The organism is Staphylococcus sp. HMSC063A07 (assembly GCF_001836955.1).
GTDB classification, from domain to species: Bacteria; Bacillota; Bacilli; order Staphylococcales; family Staphylococcaceae; genus Staphylococcus; species Staphylococcus lugdunensis.
Genome location: NZ_KV830919.1, coordinates 1 through 201 on the forward strand (window position 1 = coordinate 1; position 201 = coordinate 201).

Here is a 201-nt window from a genome sequence, read left to right on the forward strand (position 1 = left end):
GATGCGACAGTCAAGGAAGTTAAAGCTCGGTATATGTTTGATCCTACTTATTATATTGATTGGAGGTTGTATCATCTTGACAAAAACAAATAGTCGAAATGCTCAAATTAAGAAAACATTTAATCAAACATTAAGCTTGTATCCAACCAAGAATCTCGAGGATTTCTACGATAAAGAAGGCTTTCGAGATCAAGAATTTGA

1 protein-coding gene is annotated in these 201 nt (G+C 33.3%); it reads left to right on the plus strand.

Going from position 1 to position 201, the window contains the following annotated elements:
- Position 1 precedes the first annotated feature (1 nt).
- The coding region (locus HMPREF2597_RS12415) for a Csa1 family protein (RefSeq protein ID WP_141758202.1) at positions 2–201 on the plus strand (200 nt) is incomplete at its 3' end.